General features: G+C 60.7%; 20 protein-coding genes. 12 read left to right on the top strand and 8 right to left on the bottom strand.

Annotated elements, in window-relative coordinates:
• Nucleotides 1–37 precede the first annotated feature (37 nt).
• On the bottom strand, nucleotides 38–976 hold the full coding sequence (locus HBO05_RS16415; RefSeq protein WP_172313387.1) for a LysR family transcriptional regulator: 939 nt from the start codon (nucleotides 974–976) through the stop codon (nucleotides 38–40).
• Nucleotides 977–1,154: 178 nt separating this feature from the next.
• Here HBO05_RS16415 and HBO05_RS16410 point away from each other — a divergent pair, with 178 nt between their 5' ends.
• Genes HBO05_RS16410 through HBO05_RS16400 form a run of 3 tightly spaced genes read left to right on the top strand, consistent with a single transcriptional unit; the run spans nucleotide 1,155 to nucleotide 3,510 of the window.
• Nucleotides 1,155–1,898, top strand: coding sequence for a 5-oxoprolinase subunit PxpA (locus HBO05_RS16410; RefSeq protein WP_169955570.1), 744 nt, complete (start codon nucleotides 1,155–1,157; stop codon nucleotides 1,896–1,898).
• On the top strand, nucleotides 1,895–2,599 hold the full coding sequence (locus tag HBO05_RS16405; protein ID WP_172313385.1) for an allophanate hydrolase subunit 1: 705 nt from the start codon (nucleotides 1,895–1,897) through the stop codon (nucleotides 2,597–2,599). The genes HBO05_RS16410 and HBO05_RS16405 overlap by 4 nt, the downstream gene beginning before the upstream one ends.
• Nucleotides 2,596–3,510: a biotin-dependent carboxyltransferase family protein gene (locus HBO05_RS16400; protein WP_172313384.1), complete on the top strand. Its 915-nt coding sequence runs from the start codon at nucleotides 2,596–2,598 to the stop codon at nucleotides 3,508–3,510. The genes HBO05_RS16405 and HBO05_RS16400 overlap by 4 nt, the downstream gene beginning before the upstream one ends.
• Before the next feature lie 116 nt (nucleotides 3,511–3,626).
• On the opposite strand, the gene HBO05_RS16395 is transcribed toward HBO05_RS16400, so the two are convergent.
• The 3 genes from HBO05_RS16395 to HBO05_RS16385 form a co-directional block, all read right to left on the bottom strand.
• Nucleotides 3,627–4,805: a VWA domain-containing protein gene (locus tag HBO05_RS16395; RefSeq protein ID WP_057441266.1), complete on the bottom strand. Its 1,179-nt coding sequence runs from the start codon at nucleotides 4,803–4,805 to the stop codon at nucleotides 3,627–3,629.
• Between the two features lie 11 nt (nucleotides 4,806–4,816).
• Nucleotides 4,817–5,662, bottom strand: a complete 846-nt coding sequence (locus HBO05_RS16390; protein WP_029292347.1) for a MoxR family ATPase — start codon at nucleotides 5,660–5,662, stop codon at nucleotides 4,817–4,819.
• A gap of 117 nt (nucleotides 5,663–5,779) precedes the next feature.
• Complete coding sequence (locus HBO05_RS16385) at nucleotides 5,780–6,856, bottom strand: DUF748 domain-containing protein (protein WP_172313382.1); 1,077 nt, start codon at nucleotides 6,854–6,856, stop codon at nucleotides 5,780–5,782.
• A gap of 125 nt (nucleotides 6,857–6,981) precedes the next feature.
• Between HBO05_RS16385 and cysK the strand changes: the two genes are divergently transcribed.
• Together cysK and HBO05_RS16375 are read left to right on the top strand one after the other, a co-directional pair.
• Nucleotides 6,982–7,956, top strand: a complete 975-nt coding sequence (gene cysK, locus HBO05_RS16380; protein ID WP_169955574.1) for a cysteine synthase A — start codon at nucleotides 6,982–6,984, stop codon at nucleotides 7,954–7,956.
• Between the two features lie 206 nt (nucleotides 7,957–8,162).
• The gene (locus HBO05_RS16375) at nucleotides 8,163–9,101 is read left to right on the top strand and encodes an aspartyl/asparaginyl beta-hydroxylase domain-containing protein (RefSeq protein ID WP_169955575.1); all 939 of its coding nucleotides are present in this window, start codon (nucleotides 8,163–8,165) and stop codon (nucleotides 9,099–9,101) included.
• 45 nt (nucleotides 9,102–9,146) lie between these two features.
• Here the strand turns inward: HBO05_RS16375 and HBO05_RS16370 are convergent, their stop codons facing one another.
• Both HBO05_RS16370 and HBO05_RS16365 read right to left on the bottom strand, forming a co-directional pair.
• Nucleotides 9,147–9,311, bottom strand: a complete 165-nt coding sequence (locus tag HBO05_RS16370; protein ID WP_172313380.1) for a hypothetical protein — start codon at nucleotides 9,309–9,311, stop codon at nucleotides 9,147–9,149.
• A 42-nt stretch (nucleotides 9,312–9,353) separates the two neighbouring features.
• A complete protein-coding gene (locus HBO05_RS16365) occupies nucleotides 9,354–9,902 on the bottom strand; it encodes a hypothetical protein (RefSeq protein ID WP_172313378.1) in 549 nt (182 codons plus the stop codon).
• A gap of 445 nt (nucleotides 9,903–10,347) precedes the next feature.
• Here HBO05_RS16365 and HBO05_RS16360 point away from each other — a divergent pair, with 445 nt between their 5' ends.
• The gene (locus tag HBO05_RS16360; protein WP_170057690.1) at nucleotides 10,348–11,208 is read left to right on the top strand and encodes a DMT family transporter; all 861 of its coding nucleotides are present in this window, start codon (nucleotides 10,348–10,350) and stop codon (nucleotides 11,206–11,208) included.
• Nucleotides 11,209–11,239: 31 nt separating this feature from the next.
• On the opposite strand, the gene HBO05_RS16355 is transcribed toward HBO05_RS16360, so the two are convergent.
• Nucleotides 11,240–12,136 (bottom strand): DMT family transporter, encoded by an 897-nt coding sequence (locus HBO05_RS16355; protein WP_170043259.1) that lies wholly within the window; start codon nucleotides 12,134–12,136, stop codon nucleotides 11,240–11,242.
• Between the two features lie 71 nt (nucleotides 12,137–12,207).
• Nucleotides 12,208–13,833: a methyl-accepting chemotaxis protein gene (locus HBO05_RS16350; protein ID WP_172313376.1), complete on the bottom strand. Its 1,626-nt coding sequence runs from the start codon at nucleotides 13,831–13,833 to the stop codon at nucleotides 12,208–12,210.
• Between the two features lie 401 nt (nucleotides 13,834–14,234).
• Here HBO05_RS16350 and aceK point away from each other — a divergent pair, with 401 nt between their 5' ends.
• The 6 genes from aceK to HBO05_RS16320 all read left to right on the top strand — a co-directional run bounded on the left by aceK (nucleotide 14,235) and on the right by HBO05_RS16320 (nucleotide 23,971).
• Entirely contained in the window at nucleotides 14,235–15,968 is a 1,734-nt protein-coding gene (gene aceK, locus HBO05_RS16345; protein WP_172313423.1) for a bifunctional isocitrate dehydrogenase kinase/phosphatase, read from the top strand.
• A 188-nt stretch (nucleotides 15,969–16,156) separates the two neighbouring features.
• Nucleotides 16,157–20,068, top strand: coding sequence for an ATP-dependent RNA helicase HrpA (hrpA, locus tag HBO05_RS16340; RefSeq protein WP_172313374.1), 3,912 nt, complete (start codon nucleotides 16,157–16,159; stop codon nucleotides 20,066–20,068).
• 226 nt (nucleotides 20,069–20,294) lie between these two features.
• Nucleotides 20,295–21,416 carry a beta-ketoacyl-ACP synthase III gene (locus tag HBO05_RS16335; RefSeq protein WP_170043262.1) on the top strand — a complete coding sequence of 374 codons (1,122 nt, stop codon included), beginning with the start codon at nucleotides 20,295–20,297 and terminating at the stop codon, nucleotides 21,414–21,416.
• Nucleotides 21,417–21,459: 43 nt separating this feature from the next.
• Complete coding sequence (locus HBO05_RS16330) at nucleotides 21,460–22,074, top strand: RNA polymerase sigma factor (protein ID WP_170043263.1); 615 nt, start codon at nucleotides 21,460–21,462, stop codon at nucleotides 22,072–22,074.
• On the top strand, nucleotides 22,068–22,301 hold the full coding sequence (locus HBO05_RS16325) for a zf-HC2 domain-containing protein (RefSeq protein ID WP_172313372.1): 234 nt from the start codon (nucleotides 22,068–22,070) through the stop codon (nucleotides 22,299–22,301). The genes HBO05_RS16330 and HBO05_RS16325 overlap by 7 nt, the downstream gene beginning before the upstream one ends.
• Nucleotides 22,302–22,636: 335 nt before the next feature.
• Nucleotides 22,637–23,971: an OprO/OprP family phosphate-selective porin gene (locus HBO05_RS16320; protein ID WP_169955595.1), complete on the top strand. Its 1,335-nt coding sequence runs from the start codon at nucleotides 22,637–22,639 to the stop codon at nucleotides 23,969–23,971.
• Nucleotides 23,972–23,996 lie beyond the last annotated feature (25 nt).

The following is a 23,996-nucleotide window of genomic DNA, read 5'->3' as shown; positions in this document are numbered from 1 at the left end:
AGGTGCTTGCATCGCAGGCAAGCCAGCTCCCACAGGTTTAATCGGGTGTCCTCAGCGGGTTTGGTTGGTTGAGCACCATGCGCTCTTCACCCACTTCCTCGGCATACCGCGCCACTACGTTCTGGCACAACGCCACAATCTCTTCCACCAACTCCACCCCCACGCGCCACGACACCACCACCTGCAGGTTCGGCAAGCGCTGCGCCATCGGCAGCACGAGCAACTCGCCCCGCGCCAATTCTTCGCTGACCAGCACCGGCGGCAACGCGCCGATACCGAAGCCGTCGCGTAGCAGGCGGGTGATGGCCGACACCGAGTTCACGCAGTTCATGCGCGGCGCCGCCACGCCATGGGCCTGCATCAGGCTCAACACGTCCTGGTGGGGATGGGAGTTTTTCGAGTAGGTAATAATCCGTTCCTGGGCCAGTTCGGCGAGGGAGGCGTAGTCGCGGTTGTAGATCGAGTGGCTGGCGACGATCCAGCCCATGGGGTGGCTGGCCAGTTCCAGGCTGCGCACCGATTCCTGACGCATCAGGTCGGTTTGCAGGATCACGTCGAGGAAGCCTTTTTGCAGCTGATCGCAGAGATTCAGCGCGGTATCGGCGACCAATTCGATCTCAACCAGGGGGAAGTGGTCCATCAGCTCGGTCACCAACGGGCTGAGCCAGGTGTGGATCACCGTGTCCATTGCGCCGATGCGGATGCGTCCGACCTTGCTGCTGGTGGTTTCCAGCGATTGCTTGAGCCCCTGCATGGTGACCATCATCTGTTCGGCATAATCGAGCACCTTCATCCCGTCCGGGGTCAGGCTTACGCCACGCGAGTCTCGCAAAAACAGCTTCACCCCCAGCTCGCTTTCCAGCACTGCAATGCGGCTGGAGATCGAGGCCTGGGTGGTGAACAGCTTCTCTGCGGTCAGCCGGAAGCTCTTGAGCCGGGCCACCCAGACGAAGGTTTCGAGGAACTTCAAATTCATGGGATCAACTTTTTCTTATGCATGGATCGGTTTTTATTAGTTGGACGCAGCAGGGGCTGCGCGCCAAAAATCGGGCTGTCTCACGATAAGCGTCGTCGGGGCTCAGGACAACATCGTTGCGGGATCTTGGTAAAAGATCCCACACTACAAAAAAATAAAGCCTACAGGAGTCTTCAGTGTGAGCCGCCTGCTACTGAACTGCGACATCGGCGAAAGTTTTGGCGCCTGGACCATGGGTCTGGATGCCGAGGTCATGCCATTCATTGATTGCGCCAATATCGCCTGCGGTTTCCACGCCGGCGACCCGAGCATCATGCGCAAGACCGTCGCCCTGGCGTTGCAGCATGGCGTGCAGATAGGTGCGCACCCGGCATATCAGGACCTGGCAGGCTTCGGCCGCCGCTCCATGGCCTATGCGCCCCAGGAACTCCAGGACCTGTTGCATTACCAGATCGGTGCCCTCGACGGTATCTGCCGGGCCCAGGGTGGCCGGGTCAGCTACGTCAAACCCCATGGCGCGATGTACAACGACATGATGGCCAAGCCTGCGCAACTGCGCGCAGTGATCCAGGCCGTGGCGGCGTACGACGCCAGCCTGCCGTTGATGCTGATGGCCACCCGTGACAACAGCGCCGCCCAGGCCCTGGGGGATGAATATGGCGTGACCCTGTGGTTCGAAGCCTTCGCCGACCGCGCCTACGACAACGCCGGGCACCTGGTCTCGCGCCAGTTACCGGGCGCGGTGCATCACGATGCGCAGGTCATCCTTGAGCAGGCCTTGACCATTGCCCGTGGCCAAACCCTGGTCGCCAGCGATGGCAGCCCGCTGTTGCTGCAAGCCAACACCCTCTGCGTGCATGGCGATAACGCCAGCTCGGTGGCGGCGGTGCAGCGCATTCGCCAGGCGTTGACGCCAGCATGAAGCCACGGATTGAAGTAGTCGCCATCGACTGTCTGATGGTGCGCCTGTTTGACGTGATCGCCGAAGACAACATGCCCTGGATGCTTGCTGCCACGCGCCGGCTGCGCGAGGGGTTTGGCGCGGCGCTGGTGGATTTTGTGCCTTCCTACACGACGCTGATGGTGCATTACGACCTGCTGGCACTGAGCCCGGCACAGGCCCGGGAACTGATCGAGCACGCCCTGACGGACTTGCAGCCGCAGGCCCAGGGCAGTGGGCAGTGTCATGTATTGCCGGTGTGGTACGACCTGAGCGTCGGCCCTGAGCTGACCTTGCTCGCCCAGCGTAGCGGGCTTGCGGTCAACGAGGTGATTCGCCGCCACAGCCAGCATCACTATCAGGTCTTCGCCCTCGGGTTTGCTCCTGGGTTTGCGTTTATGGGCCTGGTGGAAGAACAGCTTGCCGCGCCGCGCCTGGGCACCCCGCGCAAACGGGTGGCGCCGGGCAGCGTCGGCATTGCCGAGCGCCAGACCGCAGCCTATCCGGTGGAATCTCCTGGTGGCTGGAACCTGATCGGCCGCACCCCGGCCAAACTGTTCGACCGCGAGCGCGACGGCTACAGCCTGATGCAGCCAGGCGACAGCGTGCGTTTCGAAGCTATTGGCCGCGCTGAATTTATCAAGCTGGGTGGCGATGACACGCCCCTGGAGGCCCAGGTATGAGCCGCTTGTTGATCGAGGCCAGCACCGCGCTGTGCCTGTTGCAGGATGCCGGGCGTTTTGGCGTGCGGCACCTGGGCGTGACCCAGGGCGGCGCGCTGGATTGGGTGTCGATGTCCTGGGCCAACTGGCTGTTGGGCAACCCGCTGGATGCGCCGGTGGTGGAAATCACCCTGGGCGGTTTTACCGTGCAGGCCGAGGCGCTGTGCGTGCTGGCCCTGGCCGGTGCGGACCTGGGGGCGTATATCGACGAACGCGCCATCAGCCCTGGCCGCAGTTTCATTCTGCAAAAAGGCCAGCGTCTGCGTTTCACCCAGCCACACCGTGGTGCGCGGGCTTACCTGGCGGCGCCGGGCGGGTTTGACGCGCCCAAGGTGCTGGGCAGTTGTGCCAGCGTCGGGCGCGAAGCCCTGGGCGGGCTGGACGGTTTTGGCCGGGCCCTGGCCGAAGGTGCGGCCCTGGGGTATTCCGGCACCGGCAGTCAGTTGCGGGAGTTGCCGGTTGAGCGGTTGCAAGCTACCGCGCCCCTGGACGTGATCCTCGGCGCGCAGATCGGCCAGTTCAGCGGCCAGAGCCTGTTCGATGCCTTCAATACCGAATGGGCCGTGGACAGCCGCGCCGACCGCATGGGCATGCGCTTGCTGGGCACGCCGTTGGCGTATCAGGGGCCGTCGCTGATCTCCGAAGGCATCCCCTTGGGTGCGATCCAGGTACCGCCGGATGGGCAGCCGATTGTATTGCTCAATGATCGCCAGACCATTGGCGGCTATCCGCGGTTGGGGGCGTTGACGCCATTGGCGTTGGCGCGCCTGGCGCAGTGCCTGCCGGGGGAGAAGGTGAGGCTGGCGCCGGTGATGCAGGAGACGGCGCATCGCGAGCATCTGAGCTATTTGCAGCGATTTACGAATCGCTAAAGGCATCGCAGGCAAGCCAGCTCCCACAGTTGAGCGGCGTTCACATCTTTTGATTTGTGAATGCAATTCAACTGTGGGAGCTGGCTTGCCTGCGATAGCGGCGGTGAATTCACCGCCTATTTGGAGAGAAAACGCATCCCTTCTTCAAGCCCGCGCAAGGTCAACGGATACATCTGGTCCTCAATCAAATCCCGCACGATGTTGGTCGACGAGGTATAGCCCCAGGTGTCTTTCGGGTAAGGGTTAATCCAGATCAGCTTCTTGTACTTCTCCATGAACCGCTGCATCCACACATACCCCGGCTCCTCGTTCCAGTGCTCCACGCTGCCACCGGCCTGGGTGATTTCGTAAGGTGCCATGGCCGCGTCGCCGATAAAGATCACCTTATAGTCGGCGCCGTACTTGTGCAGCAGGTCCTGGGTCGAGGTGCGCTCGGAAGTGCGGCGCATGTTGTTCTTCCACACCGACTCATAAATAAAGTTGTGGAAGTAGAAGTACTCCAGGTGCTTGAACTCGGTCTTGCAGGCCGAGAACAGCTCTTCACAAGTCTTGACGTGGGCATCCATCGAGCCGCCGATGTCGAACAGCAACAGCAGCTTGACCGTATTGCGCCGCTCCGGGCGCATCTGAATATTCAGCAGGCCGGCGTCGCGGGCGGTGTGGTCGATAGTGCCGTCGATATCCAGCTCCTCGGCGGCCCCTTGGCGCGCAAATTTGCGCAGGCGGCGCAGGGCCACCTTGATATTGCGTGTGCCCAGCTCCACCGAGTCATCGAGGTTTTTGTACTCGCGCTGGTCCCAGACCTTGACCGCCTTGCCCTGGCGCTTGCCGGCATCGCCCACGCGAATGCCCTCGGGGTTGAAACCGCCGGAACCGAACGGGCTGGTACCGCCAGTACCGATCCACTTGTTGCCGCCGGCGTGGCGTTCCTTTTGTTCTTCCAGGCGTTTCTTGAACTCTTCGATCAGCTTGTCCAGGCCGCCCAGGGATTGGATCTGCGCGCGCTCTTCATCGCTCAGCGAACGCTCGAACTCCTTGCGCAGCCAGTCTTCGGGAATCAGCGCCTGCAGGTGATCGTCGAGTTTTTCCAGGCCGTTGAAGTAGGCCCCAAAGGCCCGGTCGAACTTGTCGAAATGGCGCTCGTCCTTCACCAGGATCGCCCGGGACAAGTAGTAGAACTCGTCCATGTCGGCGAAGGTCACCCGTTGTTTCAGGGCGTTGATCAAGTCCAACAGCTCACGCACCGAGACCGGCACCTTGGCTGCACGCATTTCATTGAACAGGTTGAGCAGCATGGCAAAAGCCCTTATCGAGTGCCGCGACGGCTCATGAACGCCAGGCGCTCAAGCAGTTGCACATCCTGCTCGTTTTTCACCAGGGCGCCGGCCAGTGGCGGGATGGCCTTGGTCGGATCACGCTCGCGCAGCACCGCCTCGCCAATATTGTCGGCCATCAGCAGCTTGAGCCAGTCCACCAGTTCGGAGGTGGAGGGCTTTTTCTTCAGGCCCGGCACCTTGCGCACGTCGAAGAACACGTCCAGCGCTTCGCTGACCAGGTCTTTCTTGATGTCGGGGTAGTGCACGTCGACGATTTTTTGCAGGGTGGTGCGGTCGGGGAAGGCGATGTAGTGGAAGAAGCAGCGACGCAGGAACGCGTCTGGCAGCTCTTTCTCGTTGTTGGAGGTAATGATGATGATCGGGCGTTTCTTGGCCTTGATGGTCTCGTCGATTTCGTAGACGTAGAACTCCATCTTGTCGAGTTCTTGCAGCAGGTCGTTGGGGAACTCGATATCGGCCTTGTCGATCTCGTCGATCAGCAGGATCACCCGCTCTTCGGACTCGAAAGCCTCCCACAACTTGCCTTTTTTCAGGTAGTTGCGCACGTCATGGACCTTGTCCACACCCAGCTGCGAGTCGCGCAGGCGGCTGACCGCATCGTATTCATACAGGCCCTGGTGCGCCTTGGTGGTGGACTTGATGTGCCAGGTAATCAACCGCGCGCCGAACGATTCGGCCAGTTGTTCGGCGAGCATGGTCTTGCCGGTACCCGGTTCGCCCTTGACCAGCAGCGGGCGCTCCAGCGTGATGGCAGCGTTGACGGCCAATTTCAGGTCATCGGTGGCAACGTAGGCCTGGGTGCCTTCGAACTTCATTTCTCAATCCTCGAACATGACGCCGGTAGTCAGCATGCCTGCGACTATAGCGCGCAGCCCCGGTGACTGTGAACGCAGACGGGTTATTCAGTCTCTGAATGACCAGTCACGCCAGGTTCAATCGGCGCTGGGTTTGGGTTGTTCGTAGCGGGCACTGAACGCCTGGACGAAACCATTGCGCAAAATCTGCAAAAACGCCTGGAACGCGCTGATATCTTGCTGGTGAACGCTGCCACTGAGCTCGACCCGAGTGGCGAACTGGTTTTTGCTCTGGTTCTTCAGCACGGTTTCGCTGGCGCCGACCACGGCCTCCCAGATCGAGCGGAAAATCCCCTTGTCCTTGTTCTGCACATCCTGTTGCCAGTCGAAGACTTCCACATCCCGCAACAGTGGCTTGATATAGCCGGTCAGTTGGGCTTTCTCGGCCTGGGCCTCGATTACCACGTCGCCGGTGCCGGCATTGAAGTCGAACTTGCCGTAGGCCGAGGCGAAGTCGTTCATGCGCTTGAGCTGGATATCGCGGGCGCGAAAGCGGAACTCGAAGTCTTCAAAGTTGCTCAGCGGGTCGAAAGTCGCGCTGGCTTCCAGCGGCGCATGCCCAAGCAACAGGGCTTTGCCGTCAAAGCGCGCATCGCGCTTGCCTTCGACGTCCACCACATTGGTCAGGTTGTAGAAACTGGCGTTGACCTGGGTGGCCCCGATGTTAACCGGCGGTTTGGAGTTGAAGTTATGGAAGGCAATCTTGCCGTCGTCGATGCGCACTTCGTTGAGGGTGATGGGCAGCAGTTTGCCCAGTTGCGCCCGCCAGTCGGTGCCACGACCGGTCTGGGATGCCTGTTTGTTGGCGCCACCGTCGACGAAGTTGAGCTCTGGCTTGACGAATTGCACTTGGGCCACCACCGCATGGTCATACCACAAGGAATGCCAGCTCACTGACAGATCAATGACCGGCGCCTTGACGAACGGTACGGGCACCTTGCCGTCGACCTTGACGATCTGCAGGCCATTGATCCGGTACGCGCCGCGCCACAGGGCCAGGTCTACGTCCGTCACTTGGCCACGGTAGTCGCCCATGTCGGCGAGTTTTTCATTGAGGTAGTTGCGCACCAGGTAGGGCAGTGCGATGTCCAGTGCCACCAGCACGACCACCAGCCCGGCGACCGTCCATATCGGCCAACTGTAGCGACGCTTCATAGGTTTTTCCTCCCTGTGTATAGGCGGTTGACTACGCCGGCAGCGGCAACGTTCCTCGACTGGACGCCTTGGAGTACGAGGCATACCCTTGTTGCCTTCATGAAAACTGCCTAAAGGACCCCGCCATGAGCCGCATTTTTGCAGATAACGCGCACTCCATCGGTAACACGCCCCTGGTTCAGATCAACCGTATCGCGCCCCGTGGCGTGACCATCCTGGCCAAGATCGAAGGGCGTAACCCTGGGTATTCGGTGAAGTGCCGGATTGGCGCGAGCATGATCTGGGATGCGGAAAGCAGCGGCAAACTCAAGCCAGGCATGACCATCGTTGAACCGACCTCGGGCAACACGGGGATTGGCCTGGCCTTTGTCGCCGCCGCCCGTGGCTACAAATTGTTGCTGACTATGCCTGCGTCCATGAGTATCGAGCGGCGCAAGGTGCTCAAGGCCCTGGGCGCCGAACTGGTGCTGACCGAGCCGGCCAAGGGCATGAAAGGCGCGATCGAGAAAGCCGGCGAAATCCTCGCCAGCGACCCGGCGACCTATTTCATGCCGGCGCAGTTCGACAACCCGGCCAACCCGGCCATCCATGAGAAAACCACTGGCCCGGAAATCTGGAATGACACCGATGGCGCGGTGGATGTACTGGTGGCGGGCGTCGGCACGGGTGGGACGATCACGGGCGTGTCGCGCTATATCAAGAACACGGCGGGCAAGCCGATCCTTTCGGTGGCGGTGGAGCCCATCAGCTCGCCGGTGATTACCCAGGCGTTGGCCGGTGAAGAAATCAAGCCCAGCCCCCACAAGATCCAGGGCATTGGTGCCGGTTTTGTGCCGAAGAACCTCGACCTGTCGATGGTCGACCGGGTGGAGTTGGCCAGTGACGAGGAATCCAAGGCCATGGCCCTGCGCTTGATGCAGGAAGAGGGCATCCTGTGCGGGATCTCCTGTGGCGCGGCGATGGCCGTTGCGGTGCGCCTGGCCGAGAAACCGGAAATGCAGGGCAAGACTATCGTGGTGATCCTGCCGGACTCCGGCGAGCGTTACTTGTCGAGTATGTTGTTCAGCGATCTGTTCACCGACCAGGAAAACCAGGCCTGACCCTGGTAGGTGCCGTTCCAGGGGAGTCGGGTTGATCCATATCAGCCCGGTTTTATGCCCCTTATGCATAATTGATTGCTCGCCGCGCGCCCCTTAAAACGGATTGTTGGATGACGCGGGTTTTTCCTCCGGCCCGGAGTGTTTATCATGGCCGGCTGCTATGTCTGGTTTCCCGCTGCCGGGAGGCTATTTCCAGGAGTTGCTGCATGACCTTTTCTTTGGCCGCCAAGCTGTCGGTGCTGTTGCTGTTTATCGGCAGTACGCTCTACGTGCATTTGCGCGGCAAGGCGCGTTTGCCGGTGCTGCGCCAGTTCGTCAACCATTCGGCGCTGTTCGCCCCGTACAACGCGTTGATGTACATCTTCTCGGCTGTACCGTCCAAGCCCTACCTGGATCGCAGCAAGTTCCCGGAACTGGATGTGCTCAAGGACAACTGGGAGGTGATCCGCGAGGAGGCCATGCACCTGTTCGACGAAGGCTATATCCGCGCTGCCGAGAAGAACAACGATGCCGGGTTTGGCTCGTTCTTCAAGAAGGGCTGGAAGCGCTTCTACCTCAAGTGGTACGACAAACCGCTGCCATCGGCCGAGTTGCTGTGCCCCAAGACCGTGGCCCTGGTCAGCAGCATTCCCAACGTCAAGGGCGCCATGTTCGCGCTGTTGCCGGGCGGTAGCCACCTCAACCCCCATCGCGACCCGTTTGCCGGCTCCCTGCGGTATCACTTGGGGTTGTCGACGCCCAACTCCGACGACTGCCGCATTTTCGTCGATGGCCAGGTCTACGCCTGGCGCGATGGCGAAGACGTGATGTTCGACGAAACCTACGTGCACTGGGTGAAGAACGAAACCGAGAAGACCCGGGTGATTTTGTTCTGTGACATCGAGCGGCCACTGAGCAACCGGTTGATGACTCGCGTCAATCGCTGGGTCAGTGCCCAATTGGGCCGCGCAACCGCGCCGCAGAACCTGGATGACGAGCGCGTGGGCGGGATCAACCAAGCCTATGCCTGGAGCAAGAGCTTCAGTGATCGTTTCAGTGGGGTGGTCAAGCAGTGGAAGCGCAAGCACCCCAAAGCCTATCGCATCATGCGGCCGGTGCTGGCGGCGGTGGTGGTTGTGGCGTTGGTGTATTGGTTATTTGGCTGATGGGTTCAAAAAAAACCGCTCGTATGAGCGGTTTTTTTATGACTTTTATTTTTCCGGGTGACCCGCCAAAAGGCTTGGTTCTTCAACGTTGCCGGCCATGGCCGCGTTTAGAAAACGGCGCTGATTGGCAGTCAGTACAGTGTTTTTAGGTTCCTGGCGGGCCTTGGACGACGCTTTTCGGGCGACGGGTTTTTTAATAAGTTCTCCCATGCAGCCTCCACAATTGATCATTAATTGAACATGTTTTTGATGCTATTCGTTCTCTACCGCTATCACAAGCCTGCCCCGTGAATCGAAGTCAAAGCCCAGGTTTTGATAGAGGGCAATAGCACCGGGTGCGGGCTCCTGAATTTCTATCCATTGGCTGCCAATGATTCTCGCGTAATGGTCGATGGCAATCATCGTCAGTGATGCTATGCGGCTTTTCAACGGGTGGGATTTTCCAGGTCTTCCCTCCAGGCGGATGACCTTGATCCGCAATCGGCTTTGATTGGGATTGGCAAAGCACAGCCCACAGAGTTCCTCTTCGTACCAGAGGGACAAATCGAACGCCATCGGTTCACGGCCTTTCCACGTCGCAACCTCGTCCCATGAGAAGTGAGAGTCTGCTGCCCAGCCCTGATAGGCAGCCAATGCATGGCTGTCGATCAATTCAAAACGGACATGGGTTAAGTCGATCTCTGTGCCTTGGGCGGCGGTGTGTTTCAGGTTTTTGTACCACTGTTGAGTCGATGCATTCACAAGGCGTAAGGCTTTTGATCGGTAGAGCTGGTATCGCAAGGGGTCGCGTTTTTTTGGCATTGGCGGTCATGAGTCGAGAGCCTCCTGAAGCGGAGGGCGTTGGGTTTTCCCAAGGCTAGAGGTGGTTTTTCAACATGTCCTTACTGGCCTTTTGGCAAAGCCATTGCAAAGCGTGTCAGCGGCTGGTTATAGTCGGCGCCAGGTGTTTAGCAGCACCTTTCATCCCTTCAAAAAAGATCAGCCCATGCCTGCTTCCCCACGCATAGCGGTAGTCGATTCAGCGGTCAACGCTGCGGTCGTGCCGTGCGGGAATCAGCAGCCTGTGCAGATCAGTCATTACCCCCCACCTGTCAGTAGCACCCCGGTGTACGCACTCGTATCACCGCCGGGCGTTGGCATTTCGGGCTGATCAGCAGACCGCTGTTCCCCGTTGCCTGCCTGTACCGAACCCACTGAATTTCAGCCTTGGCTGAGTTGGCTTTTTGCCTGACTACAGGTGTTCATCATGTCTGTTCTTTCGAAACAATCCGTGGCCGCGGCGGCCTCGACGAGCCTGTTTGTGCTGCTGTGGAGCAGCGGTGCGATTTTCTCCAAGCTGGGCCTGGCCCATGCGTCCCCCTTTGCCTTCCTGTTGATCCGCTTTGCCATTGCCCTGGCGGGCCTGGTGTTGCTGGCGCCGATTCTCAAACTGAGGTTGCCGCGCCCGGGCAAACCGCTGTGGTATGCGGCGGCCACCGGGCTGGTGTTGCTGGGGGCCTATCAGATTTTTTATCTGTTGGCCCTGGACCTGAAGGTCACCCCCGGCGTGATGGCGACCATCATGGGCGTGCAACCGATCCTCACCGTAGTGCTGATGGAGCGCCAGCGTTCATGGCGCCGGATGTTCGGCCTGGCGTTGGGGTTGGCGGGCCTGATCATGGTGGTGTACCAGGGCATCGGTCTGGCTGGCATGTCCCTGGCCGGCATGCTGTTTGGTTTGCTGGCGCTGGCGAGCATGACCCTGGGCTCGATCATGCAAAAGCGCATCACCGATAACCCATTGGGTACCTTGCCGGTGCAGTACCTGGCGGGTTTGTTGTTGTGCGCGGTGTTCGTGCCGTTCCAGCCCTTTGCTTTCGAGCACAACAGTGGCTTTTACCTGCCGGTGCTGTGGATGGGGCTGGTGGTGTCACTGTTGGCGACGCTGCTGCTGTACCGCCTGATTGCCCGGGGCAACCTGGTGAATGTCACCAGCCTGTTCTACCTGGTGCCGGCAGTCACTGCGGTGATGGACTACTTGATCTTCGGTAATCGGCTGGCAGTGCTGAGCGTGCTGGGGATGGGGTTGATCATCATCGGGTTGGTATTCGTCTTCCGTAAAGCTTGATATCCCTGTGTAGGAGCCGAAAAGCCGGCTCCTACACAGCTTTGATCAATTTCCCTCGCCGTAGCACCAGCCACAGCGCCCCCGCGATCAACAACCCGCCATACAGATGGGCCATGGACAACGGCTCGTCCAGCAGCAATGCGCCCCACAACACGCCGAATGGCGGAATCATGAAGGTGACGGTCATCGACTTCACCGGCCCGATGGAGGTCAGCAAACGGAAGTACAGGATGTAGGCGAATGCCGTGCATAGCAGCCCCAGGCCCAGTAGGGACAGCCACACATTCCAGCCGCCCCAACTGGCGGGCGGGTGGCTGATGGCGCTCCAGCCAAACCACGGCAATAGAAACAATGTGGCGCCGAGCATGCTGCCCAGTGCCGAAAGGCGGCTGTCCAGGCCACCCTGTTGATCCAGCCAACGGCGTGCCAGGAAACCGGCGAAGCCGTAGCAGGTGGTTGCCAGCAGGCAGGCGAGGGCGCCCATCAGCAATTCCAGGTCAAACGCCACCGGCCCGGCGCGCGTGAGGATGCCCACGCCGAACAGGCCCAGGCACACCCCGGCAATTTTCGAGGGTGTCAGCCGCTCATGGAAAAACAGCCCGCCAATCAACACCCCCATCAACGGCGTGGTGGCGTTGAAAATCGCCGAGTAACCCGCTGGCAAGACCTGGGCCGCCACCGAATACATGGTCGCGGGAATCCCCGAGTTGATTACCCCCAGCAACAACACGATCTTGAACTTGCCCTGGAAATCCCAGCGCACCCGTAGCATCGCGAGGATCACTAGCAGGCCGGCGGCGGCAATCGAAACGCGGAAAAACGCCGTAGGCAAGGTGCCGATCTGCGGCGCGATAATCCGCATGAACAGAAAGCTCGCGCCCCAGATGGCGGCCAGTAGCAGCAGGTAGAGGGTGTCGACAGGTCTCACGGACAGCTCCTTTTCAACAAGGGCGAGAGTGTTGCCCAGGGGCCTGCCTGACACAATCTTTTACGTATCAACTACACAATAAAGCGCGTCACCAGGCCGTTGAGGTCCACCGCCAGGCGCGACAGCTCCTGGCTGGCGGCCGAGGTCTGGGTCGCACCGGCGGCGGTTTGCGTCGACAGGTCGCGGATATTCACCAGGCTGCGATCCACCTCCCGGGCCACCGATGCCTGTTGCTCGGCGGCACTGGCGATCACCAGGTTGCGTTGGCTGATCTGCGAGATGGCGGCGGTGATTTTTTCCAGGGCATTGCCGGCGCTGTTGGCCCGTTGCAGGGTCTGGCTGGCGTGCTCGGCGCTGCTGGTGAGGGCGCCGACCGTGGCCTGGGTGCCTTGCTGGATACCGGTGATCATCTGCTCGATTTCCTCGGTGGAATCCTGGGTCCGCTGCGCCAGCGAGCGAACCTCGTCGGCCACCACCGCAAAACCCCGCCCGGCCTCGCCGGCGCGGGCGGCTTCAATGGCCGCGTTGAGGGCCAGCAGGTTGGTCTGCCCGGCAATCCCGCGTATCACTTCCAGCACCTTGCTGATGTCTTGCGCCTGTAGCGCCAGGCCCTCGGCCTTGCCCGAGGCGTCGAGCACCTCGTTGACCAGGCTCTGGATCGAGCTGATGGTTTCGCTGATCTGGAAATGGCCGTGCTTGCTGTCCTCATCGGACGCCTGGGATGCCTCGGCGCTGGAGACCGCATTCCCCGCCACTTCATCCACCGCTGCGCTCATCTGTGTGACGGCGGTGGCGGCCTGTTCGATTTCATCGTTCTGTGCTTGCAGGCCGCGAGTGCTTTGCTCCATCACCGAACTCATCTCTTCGGCTGCCGAGGCCAGTTGCTGGGCGGACTCGCTGATGCCGCGAATAGTCGCCTGCAACTGTTCCTGCATGGTGGCCAGGGCGCCCAGCAACTGTGCCGGTTCGTCCTTGCCGTGCACGTGGATCGGCTGGCTCAGGTCGCCGGCGGCAATCGTGCGTGCCGCGTGCAATGCCTGCGCCAGGGGCGTGGTGATACTGCGGGTCAACAGCCAGGCCAGCAGCAACGTCGCGATCAGGGCGACCGCGATGATGAGGCCGACGATCCACTGTGCGCTCTGGTACATCTGCGCCGCCGATTGCGCCGCATCCTGGGCGCCTTGCTGGTTGAAGTCGATCAAGGCGCCCAGGCTCCGGTTGAGGATCACGCCTTGGGGCGTCAACGTATCGGTGAGCAGGGTCAGGGCCTGCATCTGGTTATCCTGGTCCACCAGGTGGATCAATTGGTCGACGATGGTCATATAGGCCGACGCGGTGGCCTTGAGCTGCTCCAGTAGCTGGCGCTCCTGGTCATTGCTCAGCAGGGCCTGGTGATTGTCCAGGCGTTCCTGCAAATAGCCGCGCTCCTTGGTGATCACCTCTTTGCTGCGCTCGCGCACCGCCGATTCATCGGTGGTCAGCAAGCGCAACGCCTCCAGGCGGATAGCCGCGACGTTGGCGGCGCTGTTGTGGATGTTCTCGATACTCGGCATCCAGGCCGTTTCAATGATGGCGGCGCTTTCGCGCAGCTTGGCCATCTGCCCCAGGCCAAACACCCCGACCAGCACCAGCAGGCCGGCCAATACCGCAAAACTCAGACTGGCACGCAGGCCGATTCCCATGTTCCTCAATGACATATCAATGCTCCTTGGGCGATTTAAATCGATTCCCGAGCCGGTCTTAGGACCTTGTTATCAGGGAAAACGCTGGGCTATATAGCAAAGTGCCATCATTGAGGTAATCGGGGTTTCCCTTACGTTGGATCCAAGTCCGTATAAGGTCGCCAAACCCCACCCGGCCTGGGGTTCTTCCTGTTCGCGGTGCCAGCGCCCGTGTTTTGTGGCCTTCAGATGAATCGATTAATCAGCGCGAGGTGACTTTATGGGTGTTTTATTGACCCTGTGGTCGAATTAAAAAATCGTAAACAATTGTTTGAGTCGCCCCCGTGAAGAGCCAGCGCCCGGTAAAAAATGTACTTCTCCTGCATGAGGACTCTGGCTAATCTCAGGTCTTCCGAATGCCCGCAGAGGTCTACGACATGCCGCAGCAAACGCCTGCCATCGACACCGCGCAGTCCATCGCCAAGATGATCCTCGATGGCTTCGACGATTACCGCGAGCACTTTCGCCAGATCACCGACGGCGCCCGCGAGCGTTTTGAAAAGGCCCAGTGGCAAGAGGCGCAAGCCGCCTCGGCGGCGCGGATCAACCTCTATGAAGAGAAGGTCGGCGAAGTCACCACGCGCCTGCGAGCCACTTTCGATGCGGGGGCGCTGCTGGATATCCAGTCCTGGCCCCTGGTCAAGAGCGCCTATATCAGCCTGATCGACCTGCGGTTTGACGATGAACTGTCCGAGACCTGGTACAACTCGATCTTTTGCGGGCTGTTCAGCCACGACCTGATCAGCGACGGCTGTATGTTCATCCACACCACCCGCCCGAGCCTGCGCCGCGCCCGTGCCGCGCAAACCCGCACCTACAAGCCCCAGGGCCAGTTGGCCGGGATGCTCGAGCAAATTTTCAGCGACTACCGCTTCAGCGAACCCTACGCCGACCTTGCCGGCGACCTGCAGCGTCTCGAAGCACAACTGCGCGAGAACCTGCCGGACTGGGTATGCAAGGACCCGGACCTCAACGTCGAGCTGTTTTCCTCGGTGCTTTACCGCAACAAGGGCGCGTACCTGGTGGGCCGCCTCTACACCCGCGATGAACAATGGCCGCTGGTCATCCCGCTGCTGCACCGCGAAGGGCAGGGCATCCGCATCGACGCGCTGATCACCGATGAAGCCGATGTGTCGATCATCTTCTCGTTCACCCGCTCCTATTTCATGGTGGATGTGCCGGTGCCGGCAGAGTTCATCGGCTTTCTCAAGCGCATCCTGCCGGGCAAGCACATCGCCGAGCTGTACACCTCCATCGGCTTCTACAAACACGGCAAGTCGGAGTTCTACCGGGCGCTGATCAACCACCTGGCCAGCACTGACGATCAGTTCATCATGGCCCCGGGCGTGCGTGGGATGGTCATGAGCGTGTTTACCCTGCCGGGCTTCAACACGGTGTTCAAAATCATCAAGGACCGTTTTTCGCCGTCGAAAAACGTCAACCGTGCCACGGTGATCGAGAAGTACCGCCTGGTGAAGAGTGTCGACCGGGTCGGGCGCATGGCCGATACCCAGGAGTTCGCCGATTTCCGTTTCCCCTTGAGCAAATTCGAGCCGCAATGCCTGGCCGAATTGCTGGAAGTGGCTGCCGGCACGGTCGAAGTCGAAGGCGACACGGTACTGGTTCGCCACTGCTGGACCGAACGCCGCATGACCCCGCTCAACCTCTACCTGGAAAACGCCAACGAGGCCCAGGTACGCGAAGCCCTCGAAGACTACGGCCTGGCCATCAAGCAACTGGCGGCGGCGAATATCTTTCCCGGCGACATGCTGCTGAAAAACTTTGGCGTCACCCGTCATGGTCGCGTGGTGTTCTACGACTATGACGAGATCTGCTTTCTTACCGAAGCCAACTTTCGCCACATCCCGGCACCGCGCACCCCGGAAGACGAAATGGCCTCCGAGCCCTGGTATTCCATCGGCCCGCTGGACGTGTTCCCCGAGGAATTCCCGCCGTTCCTGTTTGCCGACGCCGGGCAGCGGCGCCTGTTCGATGAACTGCACGGCGAGTTGTACAACGCCGACTACTGGAAAGGCCTGCAAGAGGCGATTCGGGCGGGGAAGGTGATTGATGTGTTCCCGTATCGGCGCAAGGGCCTGGATAACGAATAAGGGCATCAACACCGCCAGACCCTGTGGGAGCTGTCGAGCCCCGGCGAGGCTGCGATAGCGCTGGGCCAGCCAACAGCGATGCCGACCGGGCCAGCCCCTTCAGGTGATTTACGCGGCCTTTAACGTTGTGTGCGCTTTTCTGCCACAATTGCCGGCCGTGCATAAATAGACGACCTTCAAAGTACCTGATGACTGACCAAGCGCCCGCTATCGAACAACTCCTGAAAAACCTCGATCACGCCATGCTCGCCGACCGCCACCGCTTGCGTCGGCAGTTGCTTGAGCTGCGCAAGAAACCCGATGAGGAGAAGCTGGCGCAGTGGGTGGCGCGCATGCAGGCATCGTGTGCCCAGGTCACGGCGCGCGCGGCCAGCGTACCGCAGGTTCGCTATGACGACAGCCTGCCCATCGCCGCCAAGCGCGACGAGATCAAGGCCGCGCTGCAAAAGCACCAGGTGCTGATCATCGCGGGCGAGACCGGCTCGGGTAAAACCACGCAGTTGCCGAAGATCTGCCTGGAAATCGGTCGCGGCCAGTACGGCTTGATCGGTCATACCCAGCCCCGGCGTATCGCCGCGCGCAGTGTGGCGAGCCGGGTCGCGGACGAGTTGGCCACGCCGCTGGGGGCGCTGGTGGGTTATCAGGTGCGGTTCGAGGACCAGAGCGATTCCAACACCCTGATCAAGTTGATGACCGACGGCATCCTGCTCGCCGAGACCCAGAACGATCGCTACCTCGAACGCTACGACACGATCATCGTCGACGAAGCCCACGAGCGCAGCCTGAACATCGATTTCCTGCTCGGCTACCTGAAGACCCTGCTGCCGCGCCGTCCCGACCTCAAAGTCATCATCACCTCGGCCACCATCGACCTGGAGCGCTTTTCCAAGCACTTCGACGATGCGCCGATTGTCGAGGTCTCGGGGCGTACGTTCCCGGTGGAAACCTGGTACCGCCCGCTGACCCTGGAACAGGACGAAGAGGGCAACCGCGTCGAAGACGACTTGACCGTGGACCAGGCGATCCTCGCCACCCTCGATGAAATCGCCGCCTTTGAGCGCAGCGAGCGCAAGAGCCCTGGCGATGTGCTGGTGTTCCTGCCCGGTGAGCGCGAGATCCGCGATGCCGCCGATATGCTGCGCAAGGCCCAGCTCAAGCACACCGAAATCCTGCCGTTGTACGCGCGCCTGTCACCGGCCGAACAGCAGCGCATTTTCCAGTCCCATCCGGGGCGGCGCGTGGTGCTGGCGACCAACGTTGCGGAAACCTCGCTGACCGTGCCGGGCATCCGCTACGTGATCGACAGCGGCACCGCTCGCATCAGCCGCTACAGCTACCGCGCCAAGGTCCAGCGCCTGCCGATCGAGGCGATTTCCCAGGCCAGCGCCAACCAGCGTAAAGGCCGTTGCGGCCGGGTCGAACCGGGCATTTGCGTGCGCCTGTACAGCGAAGAAGATTTTATCGGGCGCCCGGAATTTACCGACCCGGAGATCTTGCGCACCAACCTTGCGGCCGTGATCCTGCAGATGCTGCACCTGCGCCTGGGCGAAATCACCGACTTCCCGTTTATCGAGCCGCCGGATGGCAAGGCCATCAGCGATGGTTTCAACCTGCTGCAGGAACTCTCGGCAGTAGACCGCAATAGCCAACTGACACCCCTGGGCCGGCAACTGGCGCGCCTGCCGGTGGACCCGCGCATGGGTCGCATGTTGCTGGAAGCGGCCAAGCTTGGCAGTTTGCAGGAAGTGCTGATCGTCGCCAGCGCCATGTCGATCCAGGACCCGCGCGAGCGCCCGCCGGAGCGCCAGCAAGCGGCCGACCAGGCCCACGCGCAATGGAAGGATCCCGATTCGGACTTCGCCGGGCTGGTCAATTTGTGGCGCGGCTTTGAAGAGCAGCGCCAGGAACTGACCGCCAGCCCGCTGCGCAACTGGTGTCGCAAGAACTTCCTCAACTACCTGCGCCTGCGCGAGTGGCGCGATTCCCATCGCCAGTTGAGCCTGATCTGCCGCGATATGCAGTTGACGGTCAACAAGGAACCGGCGGACTTCCCGAAACTGCACAAGGCGGTGCTGTCCGGCCTGTTGAGCCAGATCGGCCAGAAAACCGAAGACGGCGATTACCTGGGGGCTCGTCAGCGGCGCTTCTGGATTCATCCCTCCTCGGGGATCGGCAAGAAGCGTCCGCAATGGTTGATGACCGCCGAACTGGTGGAAACCACCAAGCTGTATGCGCGCATGGTGGCCAAGATCGATGTCGATTGGATCGAACCGTTGGCCGGGCACCTGATCAAGAAAAACCACTTCGAACCCCATTGGGAGAAGAAGCGCGGCCAGGTCGTGGCCTTTGAGCAGATCACGTTGTTCGGTTTGATTGTGGTGGGGCGCCGGCCCGTGCATTACGGGCCGGTGGACCCTGTGGTGTCCCGCGAGCTGTTTATCCGCGAAGGCCTGGTGCGTGGCGAGATCCAATCCCGGGCCAAGTGCCTGGCCGCAAACCAGCAGTTGCTGGAGCAATTGGACGAGCTGGAAGCCAAGGCCCGGCGCCGCGATATCCTGGCCGACGAGGAAACCCTGTACGCCTTCTACGACGCGCGCCTGCCGGCGGAGATTCATCAGACGGCGACCTTCGACAGTTGGTACAAGATCACCAGCCAGAAAGACCCGCAACTGCTGATCATGCGCGAAGAAGACGTGCTGGCCCGCGAGGCCAGCGAGGTCACCGCCGCCCATTACCCCGACACCTTGCACCTGGGCGACCTGGCCCTGGCCTTGAGTTACCACTTTGAACCCAACCACCCGCGCGACGGCGTGACCTTGCGCGTGCCGGCGCCGCTGTTGCCGGCCTTGCCCGCCGAGCGTCTGGAATGGCTGGTGCCCGGGCTGATCGAAGCCAAGTGCATTGCCCTGGTGCGCAACCTGCCCAAGGCCCTGCGCAAGAACTTCGTGCCGGTGCCGGACTTCGTCAAGGCCGCGCTGCAACGTATCGAATTTGCCCAGGGCTCGCTGCCCCAGGCGCTGGGGCGCGAACTGTTGCGCATGACCGGTGTACGGGTCAGCGATGAAGCCTGGAGCGAAGCGGCGCAGCAGGTGGAAAACCACCTGAAGATGAACCTGGAAGTGGTCGATGCCCAGGGTAAGTTCCTCGGCGAAGGCCGCGACCTGGCAGCGTTGACTGCGCGGTTTGTCGAAGCCAGCCAGGCTGCCCTGGCAGTGCCGCAGACTGCCAAAAGCCAGCAGCCGGTGGAGGCCAAGGTCTTCGCTGCGGTTGCCGAGACTACCCAGCAGAAGATTGCTGGCCTGTCGATGACGGTGTATCCGGCGCTGGTAGAAGAAAACGGCACGGTCAAGGAAGGACGTTTCTCTACGGCTGCCGAAGCCGAGTTCCAGCATCGCCGCGCCTTGCAGCGCCTGTTGATGCAGCAATTGGCCGAACCGGCAAAATTCCTGCGCGGCAAATTGCCGGGCCTGACAGAGCTGGGGCTGATGTACCGCGAGTTGGGACGTATCGAGGCCCTGGTGGAGGACATTCTGCTGGCCAGCCTCGACAGCTGCGTGCTGGAAGGCGAGGCCAGCCTGCCCAGGGATGGCGCGGGCCTGGCCGCCCTGGCCGAGCGCAAGCGCGGCAGTTGGACCGAACATGCCGAACGCCTGGCGCGCCTGACCCTGGAAGTGCTGAAACTGTGGCATGGCCTGCAAAAGCGCTTCAAAGGCAAGATCGACCTGGCCCAGGCCGTGGCACTCAACGATATCAAGCAGCAACTGAGCAACCTGGTGTATCCAGGGTTTGTGCGCGAAACCCCGGCGCAGTGGTTCAAGGAACTGCCGCGCTATCTCAAGGCCATCGAGCTACGCCTGGAAAAACTGCCCAGCCAGGTGCAGAAGGACCGGGTCTGGAGCGGTGAGTTGAGCGGCCTGTGGAGCCAGTACCAGACGCGCCTGAACAAGCACACCCAGGAAGGCAAGCGCGACCCGCAACTGGAGCTTTACCGCTGGTGGCTGGAGGAATACCGGGTGTCGTTGTTTGCCCAGCAGTTGGGCACCAAGGCGCCGATTTCCGACAAGCGCTTGAGCAAACAGTGGAGCCAGGTCGAGCCTTGACCTGGCGTGCCGGGGGCGGGTGCGCGCGCGACAGGCGCCAAACCCCCCGGTTTATGGCAAACTTCGCCGCTATAAATGCCAGGATCGTCTAGATTGGCTGTATCAGCCTCGACGCGCCGGGACAAAGCGTTTCCCCGTTTGATGTCCGCGCGGCGGACTAGAGCGATTTACGGTTTGGTACGAAGGTACCAATCCCTTCTGCCTGAACAGATTTAGAGGAACGACCGTGCATAACGTCGTCATCAGCGGCACAGGCCTGTACACCCCGGCCAACAGCATCTCCAACGAAGAGCTGGTGCAGTCTTTCAATGCTTACGTTCAACAGTTCAATGCCGACAACGCCGTGGCCATCGAGCAGGGCGACGTTCAGGCGTTGACCGAATCCAGCGCCGCCTTTATCGAAAAGGCCTCAGGTATCAAGAGCCGCTTTGTCATGGACAAGGAAGGCATTCTTGACCCCCAGCGCATGACCCCGCGTTTGCCCGAGCGCTCCAACGACGAGTGGTCGATTCTCTGCCAGATGGCTGTGGGCGCCGCCGAGCAAGCCCTGCAGCGTGCCGGCAAGACTGCCGCCGATATCGATGGGGTGATCGTCGCCTGCTCCAACCTGCAACGCGCCTATCCGGCCATTGCCATCGAAGTCCAGGAAGCCCTGGGCATCCAGGGTTTTGGTTTTGACATGAACGTGGCGTGTTCTTCGGCGACTTTCGGTATCCAGAACGCTTGCAACAGCATTCAGCTGGGCCAGGCCCGGGCGATCCTGATGGTCAACCCGGAGATCTGCACCGGCCACCTGAACTTCCGCGACCGTGACAGCCACTTCATCTTCGGCGATGCGGCGACCGCGGTGATTCTGGAGCGTGCCGACCTGGCCACTTCCGAACACCAGTTCGACGTTGTCAGCACCAAGTTGCTGACCAAGTTCTCCAATAACATCCGCAACAACTTTGGCTTTCTCAACCGCGCGGCGGAAGAGGGCGTTGGTGCGCCAGATAAACTTTTCGTGCAGGAAGGCCGCAAAGTCTTCCGTGATGTCTGCCCGATGGTTGCCGAGTTGATCGGCCAGCACCTTTCGGAAAACCAGTTGAGCGTCACCGATGTGAAGCGTTTCTGGTTGCACCAGGCCAACCTGAGCATGAACCACCTGATCGTCAAGAAGCTGCTGGGCCGTGAAGCCGAGATCGAAGAAGCACCGGTGATCCTCGATACCTACGCCAACACCAGTTCGGCGGGTTCGGTGATCGCGTTCCACACCTATCAGGACGACCTGCCCAAGGGCGCGCTGGCGGTACTCAGCTCGTTTGGCGCCGGGTATTCGATTGGCAGCGTGATCCTGCGCAAGCGCTAGGAACCAGGCGATTGCGGCCACGTCTTGCACAATGAGGTTTTGAATGGCAGCAGCCGACGACGCGCACCTGCTTGAACGCCTGCTCAAGGGCGAGCAGCGGGCCTACAAGGAATTGGTCACCACCTACCAGAGCGCGATGCGTGCGGTGGCCTACGCCATCGTAGGCCAGCGCCATGCCGACGAAGTGGTCCAGGACGCATGGCTCTCGGTGGTGCGCAGCCTCGCCCGGTTTGAAGGGCGTTCCAGCCTCAAGACCTGGCTGCTGACCATCACCGCCAACTCGGCCAAGGGGCGCTACAAGCAGAATCGACGGGAAGTGCTGCTGGACGACCTGCCATCGCCCCACGGCACCATCGGCGATGAGCGTTTTGCCGCCGGCGATGAGCATTGGCTGGTCGCGCCATTTGCCTGGCACCAGGACACCCCCGAGGCGTTGCTCACCGAAAACGAGCTGCGTGAATGTCTGGAGCACACGTTGCTAAGTCTGTCCGAGCTGCAAAGCAGTGTGCTGCTGCTGCGCGAGCGCCAGGGGCTGGAACTGGAAGAGATTTGTAATCTTCTGGAGATCTCGCTCTCCAATGTGCGAGTGCTGCTGCACCGGGCGCGGCTTAAAGTCTTCGCTACGGTGGAGCATTTCGAGGAGACCGGCGAATGTTGACCTGCAAAGAACAAGTGGCGCGTTCCAGCGATTTTCTCGATGGGCAACTGACCTTTGGTGATCGCCTGCGTATGCGCCATCACCTGATGTTCTGCGCCAATTGCCGGCGCTTCATTCGCCAGATGCGCCTGATGCAAGCCACGTTGCGCATCCTGCCCGAACCCGAAGTGGCCGATGCGCAAGGGTTGGCCGAGCGCCTGGCCTCGGAGCTCAAGCGCAACTCCTGACCCAACGCTGTCTGCGGTTGCCAAGGCCTGCGACGTCCCCGTCGCGGGCTTTTTTGTGTCGGCGAAAAGCTATGCGCTGAAAAACCTTGCAGGTTTGTCATTTTTTTTCACCTTTTTTTCACTTGGCATTTCTCGTACTTTTTTAGCTCAAACCCACGCCGGCCGTAGCGTTGCGCTTATTCCAAGTGGTTGTAAGAAAGTTCCCCTGTAATAAAATATTTATCTTGCAGCAACTTGGCTGAAATATCCCCTCGCCAAGATCCCCTCCCAACACCAGCGGGGCAGAACCCGTGTGTTTTCCAACGCAAAAGACCACCAATTAGGGGAATTCTTCGATGATCCGTAAGCACTTCGCCGGTTTCGCGGCCAGCGCCCTGGCCCTGGCCGTTACCGCCCAGGCTTTCGCTGGTACTGTCACTACTGACGGCGCCGATATCGTTGTCAAAACCAAGGGCGGCCTTGAGGTTGCTACTACCGACCAGAACTTCAGCTTCAAGCTGGGTGGTCGCTTGCAAGCCGATTACGGCACATTTGACGGCTTCTACACCAAGAACGGTGATTCGGGCGACGCCGCTTACTTCCGTCGCGCCTTCCTGGAGCTGGGTGGCACCGTTTACAAGGATTTCAAATACCAGCTCAACTACGACTTCTCCCACAACTCGGGTAACTCCGACGACGGTTACTTCGACGAAGCGTCCATGTCCTATGTGGGCTTCAAGCCGGTGACTATCCGCGTTGGTCGTTTTGACCCGGATTTCGGCCTGGAAAAAGCTACCAGCTCCAAGTGGATCACCGCCATGGAGCGTAACTCGGCCTACGAGGTTGCAGACTGGGTCAACACCCACGAAAACGGCATGGGCATCCAGGTCAGCGGCACTGCGGCTGAGATGTTCTACGGCTCCGCCAGCCTGGCTTCCAAAGACATCAACGACGAAGACGGCAAGGGCGTGAAGCAATTCAACGGCCGTATCGTGTTGGCGCCGATGAACAAAGGCGGCGACGTCCTGCACTTCGGCTTGAACGTGGCGGCACGTGACCTCAACGACGCGGCCTTCGACTCGCGGATCCGTCCGCGTCTTGGCGCCCGTGGCGTGGCGACGACCGGTGGCAACGATGCTGGCTCCAACGGCAACCGCGCTACCTTCGGCGGCGGTGTGGGCCTGAACGCCAGCAACCTGACCGCAGTCGGCGCCTATGACACCGACACCGTGTTTGGTGGTGAGTTTGCCTTCGCCACTGGCCCATTCTCGGTACAGGCTGAAGCCCTGAGCCGCAAGATGAAGGCTGACAGCAATGCCTACCAGGACGTGAAAACCAGCGGTTTCTACGGCCAACTGGCCTACACCCTGACCGGCGAATCCCGTGCCTACAAGCTCGACGGCGGCAAGTTCGACGCCATCAAGCCTGAGAACAAGCAGTACGGCGCCTGGGAAGTGTTCTACCGTTATGACAGCATCAAGGTTGACGACAAGAACATCGTCGTCAGCAGCGCTACCCGCGAAACCGGCGACGCCAAGGCCAACGTGAACACCCTGGGTGTGAACTGGTACGCCAACGAAGCGGTCAAGCTGTCCGTGAACTACAGCAAGGTCAGCACCGACAAAATCACCAACGCCAATGGCGATGACAGCGGTGACTCCATCGTCGGTCGTGTGCAGTACGTGTTCTAAGCAACTGTAATACCGCTCCAACGCG

The sequence above is a fragment of the Pseudomonas sp. WS 5079 genome, from assembly GCF_012985465.1.
Taxonomy (GTDB): domain Bacteria; phylum Pseudomonadota; class Gammaproteobacteria; order Pseudomonadales; family Pseudomonadaceae; genus Aquipseudomonas.
This window is presented reverse-complemented; position numbering and strand designations above follow the sequence as displayed.